We start from the raw sequence: 5,230 nt of genomic DNA, 5'->3' as shown, positions 1-5,230 counted from the left end.
TTTAATGAATGCAAGAACCGCCCACACCTGGGAGTACTTCGCTAAGGGATCAAGGGCTCCAAAATATTCATCAACTAGTTCTGGTATTATAATCATATTCAATAAGAATAGGGCGAGGCAGTACACTCCCACTATTATCATGCGAATCTTTCTCCGTACATCGTCATCAGGATTGACCGAAAATAAATACCATGCACCGATAATTATCAGGATATTTCCAAACCATAGGGCAACCAATCCAAATATAACTGTCCATATCACTGAGCTGAACACAATACGGGGAACCGAAGGCTTCTTAGCTTCTTCAGGTGATTCATAAATGTCGGTAGGAACATCTCGATCAGTGTTTTGAGCGGTCATGATTGTTATTCCTCCATTGGATAGATTATTAATAGATTATTATTGTATCACTAAAGACCTTTCACCATTCCTTTCCACCAGCACCATCTATATCGCCTTGCTATATCTAGGCGTCATAAAGCAAGCGATACCTCCTCCTTCCTAAATCATTCATACTCCTGGCGGTCCGTAACCAACGACAGGTATTGGACAAACGCCGAACGCTGTCTGGGACTCCCCAGCTTATCTCCACTACCCAGCTTTCTTATACTGTTCAGCCTTCACTGCCCTCACCTCTTCCAGCAATTGAAGAGGCTCTTCTCACTAGTATATACCTTTGAATAATTCATCCCTATAGCGTATGCAGCTGTAGCCAGTTTTCTAATCTCATCAGATTTACATGAATGTAGCAATTAAATATACGTATGCTGGGAGCATCATGAGAGCTAAATCGCTCTGCCTCCTGCCTGTCCACGATAGGAATCAAGTAATGTTCTTCTGGCCTTATAAAAGAAAATCCCCGATCTCATATCACGAAATCGGGGCTATTTCATTGGTGGACGCTGCGTGATTCGAACACGCGACCTCCGCCTTGTAAGGGCATACTCCATCCGTCGGAAAAAGAAGTGATGATTGCAATAGGGTAACAATTCAACTAGACTTTACTGGGCCCTGAGTGTGCCTCTTTGCCGAAATAGCTAGTATTTGCCAACCTAACAATAAGCCCCATTGGTCGAGAGATCGGTGGGGCTTTTAATTATCTCAAATATGGTTAAGGATTAATCGTCTTCTAATGACTAAGCCTCTAGACGGATCGCCTATTTCTCATAAATCTCCTTATCAGATATCATTCCCTACCACATTGCACTTCAGAGATCCTATAGTCAGTTTCCAAACCACGGATGAAAAAGACTCTTTGGAAGCATGATGACTTCACTTTTATAGAGCTGATATCGAACTCGATTCCTCCGGTTGACATCGCGCTTCTAGTATCAGAAATCAAGAGCCAATGGGGAAGGCTCAAACCTGCTTGCTCACACTTGGGCTCCTTGGCATCAACTCGTCCTTGTAGTGCCTTTTGGAATTCTTCTGGAGTCCAATCCTTAATTAGATAAACTCCCTGGGGCCATATGAAGACATCAACTTCATCACAGTCTGCCACGCGTGAAAGATGGATTGTGCCGATGAGTTCCCCCCTTTTATTTTTAACTTCACTGGTAGTATGCCTCCCCTGAAAACCTCTAACCAAATTCTCTAGACTAGAACTAATCTGTGGTTCATATTCCTTCCCTTTGAACTCTCTGCCCCATACTGGTATATCCATCTTGACACCCTCTATGACGTCCATCATTTCACCAGGGAAGAAATGGATTTCGTACTTACCAGCTGGCAGCACACTCTTTTTATCATCAATTAATTTTTTAATAATCCCTTCAACACGTTGGCAAAATGCATTCCGTTCCATTATTTCATCATCAAGTAGGCTGGTGATCTCCATTCCAATCCTTTGTCCATCGGCGGTAAAATAGTAGTCCGGGGGATCTCTATAATTTTTTTCACGATCAGACACCTCTATTCCCAAGTCTTTAGCGGCATTCTCTTCGAATTTGTAAGCTGGCACCCACTCATTCTCAAACTCAGGATCATTCCCGGCTTCAAGGATACTCCTCGAAAACTCTTCGGATTCAGGATCAATTTCATACATATCCACTACTCAAGGGTAATTTGATATCTCACGTACGATTTCGTACAAAATCCATTATCCGAACAATCCAAAGATCCCATAAATAGTAAATCAATATGCTAGGGTACTCGATCCTCCCAGAAACACTTTCTGCACCTGCTCATTCTTTACAAGACTATCCTGCTTCCCTTCTAATGCAATCGTGCCGATCTCAAACACGTACCCCCTATGGCACACCTCCAGCGCCATCCGGGCATTCTGCTCAACCAGGAGGATGCTGGTTCCATCTTTGTTGATTTCAACAAGCTTGTTGAAAATCAGTTCCACAAAGTCCGGGGATAGGCCCAGGGAAGGTTCGTCGGCCATTAACAGTTTGGGCCTCAGCATGAGGGCCAGCATTTGCTGTTCCCCGCTGGAGAGGGTGCCGGCCTTCTGGCGGATTCGTAATGGTGGTTTACCCCGCGTAGTGAAACGTAGCGGTCCCGACGCAAGGTCGGGATAAATTCCGGGACTTCCCTCGACAGGCTCGGGATAAACTTCTCGTCCCTCTTTGGCATCCAGGGTAACGGTGGCTTGCCCCGCGTAGTGAAACGTAGCGGTCCCGACGCAAGGTCGGGATAAATTCCGGGACTTCCCTCGACAGGCTCGGGATAAACTTCTCGTCCCTCTTTGACATCCAGGGTAGCGGTGGAGGGACTCGAACCCCCGACACGCGGATTATGATTCCGCTGCTCTAGCCAACTGAGCTACACCGCCTGCTGAAATTTACCTCATCATTGGGAACTAGGCAACGACGGCTTAACCTCCTGCAAAGTTACGCCTTGGCCCGGTCCAGAATGAGCTGGGTCACCAGGCGGACCGCCACCCCCGAGCCGCCGCCGGGCGTGTAGGGCAGGTCCTTGTCCTGCCAGGCAGTACCGGCAATGTCCAGATGCGCCCAGGGGGTCTCACCGACGAATTCCTTCAGGAATATCCCTCCGGCGATGGTCCCCGCCAGCCGGCCCTCGCCGACATTCTTCACGTCCGCCACCTTGGACTTGATGTCCTCGGCATACTCCTCCCACAGCGGCAGCTGCCAGACCCGCTCACCGGTCTTCTCAGAGGCCCGCTTGACTTCCTCGATGAGGTCATCGTTGTTGCCCATCAGGCCACTGGCCCGGTGCCCCAGGGCAACCAGCACCGCCCCGGTGAGGGTGGCGAAGTCCAGCACGGCCACCGGCTTATACTTGTCCACCACGTAGGATAGGGCATCGGCCAGGATGAGCCGGCCCTCGGCGTCCGTGTTGATCACCTCGATTGTCTTGCCACTGTAAGCCTTCACAATGTCTCCGGGCTTCTGGGCCTTGCCGCCCGGCAGGTTCTCGGTGCTGGGAATCGCGGCCACAATATTGATCCTGGGCTGCAGCCGCGAAACGGCCTCCATGACGCCCAGGACCGCTCCCCCGCCGCTCATGTCAAACTTCATCTCATCCATTTTCTCAGAGGGCTTGATGCAGATCCCTCCGGAGTCGAACGTAAGCCCTTTACCAACCAGGGCCAGCGGCGCTTCACCCGCCTTGCCGCCCTTGTATTCGATGAGGATAAACTTGGGTGGCTGGTCGGTGCCGGCAGCCACACCGGCCAGGGCCCCCATGCCCAGCGCGGTGAACTGCTTCCGGTCGAAAACGGTGCAGGTCATATGCGGCCCTCTGGCGATCCGCCGGGCTTCCTCGGCCAGCCGGGTCGGGGTGGCGACGTTGGAAGGGTGATTCTGCAGATCCCGCGCCAGGCAGACACTCGCACCCAGAATGTTACCCCGCTTGAGGCCCTCGGCGGAAACCGGGCCATAAAGGCTCAGACTCTCCAGCTCCCGGGCATCCTCCTCGGGCTTCTTGTGCTCCATGAAATGGTAAGAGCCCAGGATGAGCCCCTCCGCCAGGGCCTGGGCGAGATCGTCAGCGGGCAGATCCGATTCAAAGGCGAGCAGACTGCAGCTGGTCAGATTGGCCTTACGGGCCAGGCTTACCGCCTTCCCCGCCGCCTGACGGGCTACATCGGTGGTGAACTTCTCCTCCTTGCCCAGACCTACCAGGGCCACCCGAGCCAGGGGCGCTCCGGTAAACAGCACCAGCGTCTCGTCCTTCTTGCCCTTGAAATCCTTCCGCTCCAGCACCTTAGCAATAAGGCCCCCGAGTACCTCGTCCACCGAGCGCTGGCTGGCCCCTATGCCCTTATCCTGGAACATGCCCAGTGCCAGAAATTCAATCGGCTGGGTGAAATCCGGCTCAGGAATGTGATCGACCTGCTTCACATAGGACATATGGCTTCTCCTCTGATTATCATTTCCCTGGTGAAAATGAAAATCTTGATCGTTTGCGGCTCAACGGGGCACGTGGCTGGTGGCCATGCCCGTCATGACTACCTCACCCCGGTCATTAATCAGTCTGGCCCGCAGAAATACCACGGTGTCACCGCGCTTTTCAACGTAAGCCTGGCCGTAAATGCGGCCCACAATCGACCCGGCCAACCGCTGCACGCTTAAGGACGACAGTTCCGCTGACTCCCCCCCACTCCCATCCTCGCTGCGCAGGGCCTCCCGGAACAGCCCCGCCATAAACGGGATCACTCGCTCCTCTACACCCCCGCGTTGTTCATTTAGGTCCACATTCAACTCTCCCTCCGCCAGGTCCACTCCCGGGCTGGTGATAAAGGGAGCTGGGGGTGTGGTGGGGGCTTTCAAATTTGATTCGGTGCTGATTTAGGGGTCATTAATTTAGGCAGGAGGCACGGTACTGTGCTGCATTTTCGAATGGGATCTATCTGCCGGGTGGCCCGATACTGGTATACTGCGCCTCAGCCGTGGCTATCAGCTGGTCCTGCTCGTCCCACAACTCCGCTTCAGCTATGATATACTTTTTGCCGCCCGATACTACCCGGCCCGTGCCAGTCAGTCGTCCCTTGCTCACGGCCCGTAGGAAGTGGGTGGTCATAGAGCTGGTGGCAAAGCGGGCCCCCGCGTCACGCAGATAGGTGAAAACCGCATGACCCATGAGCGTATCCAGTACCGTCATGAGGAAGCCGCCGTGCACCACCCCGGCAATGTTCAGGTGGTAGGGCTGCAGGTCCAGGGCTATCGTGGAGCGGCCCGGTTGGGGTGATTCGGTCCGGAAGCCCAGGTACTTGGTAAAGTAAACCTCAGGAAGTTCGAAGGGAGCTTCGGAATATTCT

At 52.7% G+C, this 5,230-nt stretch carries 6 protein-coding genes and 1 tRNA gene; all 7 read right to left on the bottom strand.

From position 1 onward, the window contains the following. A partial coding sequence (locus tag ACETWG_04615; GenBank protein ID MFB0515873.1) for a hypothetical protein occupies positions 1-360 on the bottom strand: 360 nt, incomplete at its 3' end. Between the two features lie 826 nt (positions 361-1,186). Further along, a complete protein-coding gene (locus ACETWG_04610) occupies positions 1,187-2,044 on the bottom strand; it encodes a hypothetical protein (protein MFB0515872.1) in 858 nt (285 codons plus the stop codon). A gap of 90 nt (positions 2,045-2,134) precedes the next feature. Next, positions 2,135-2,422, bottom strand: coding sequence for a hypothetical protein (locus ACETWG_04605; GenBank protein MFB0515871.1), 288 nt, complete (start codon positions 2,420-2,422; stop codon positions 2,135-2,137). A 283-nt stretch (positions 2,423-2,705) separates the two neighbouring features. Beyond that, positions 2,706-2,779 (bottom strand) — tRNA-Met (locus ACETWG_04600). A gap of 58 nt (positions 2,780-2,837) precedes the next feature. Further along, on the bottom strand, positions 2,838-4,322 hold the full coding sequence (locus ACETWG_04595) for a leucyl aminopeptidase (GenBank protein MFB0515870.1): 1,485 nt from the start codon (positions 4,320-4,322) through the stop codon (positions 2,838-2,840). A 60-nt stretch (positions 4,323-4,382) separates the two neighbouring features. Beyond that, the gene (locus tag ACETWG_04590; GenBank protein MFB0515869.1) at positions 4,383-4,742 is read right to left on the bottom strand and encodes a hypothetical protein; all 360 of its coding nucleotides are present in this window, start codon (positions 4,740-4,742) and stop codon (positions 4,383-4,385) included. A 76-nt stretch (positions 4,743-4,818) separates the two neighbouring features. Continuing rightward, positions 4,819-5,230 (bottom strand): PaaI family thioesterase (locus ACETWG_04585; protein ID MFB0515868.1); only part of this gene is annotated, 412 nt, incomplete at its 5' end.

This window comes from Candidatus Neomarinimicrobiota bacterium (assembly GCA_041862535.1).
Lineage (GTDB): Bacteria > Fidelibacterota > Marinisomatia > SCGC-AAA003-L08 > TS1B11.
This window is presented reverse-complemented; position numbering and strand designations above follow the sequence as displayed.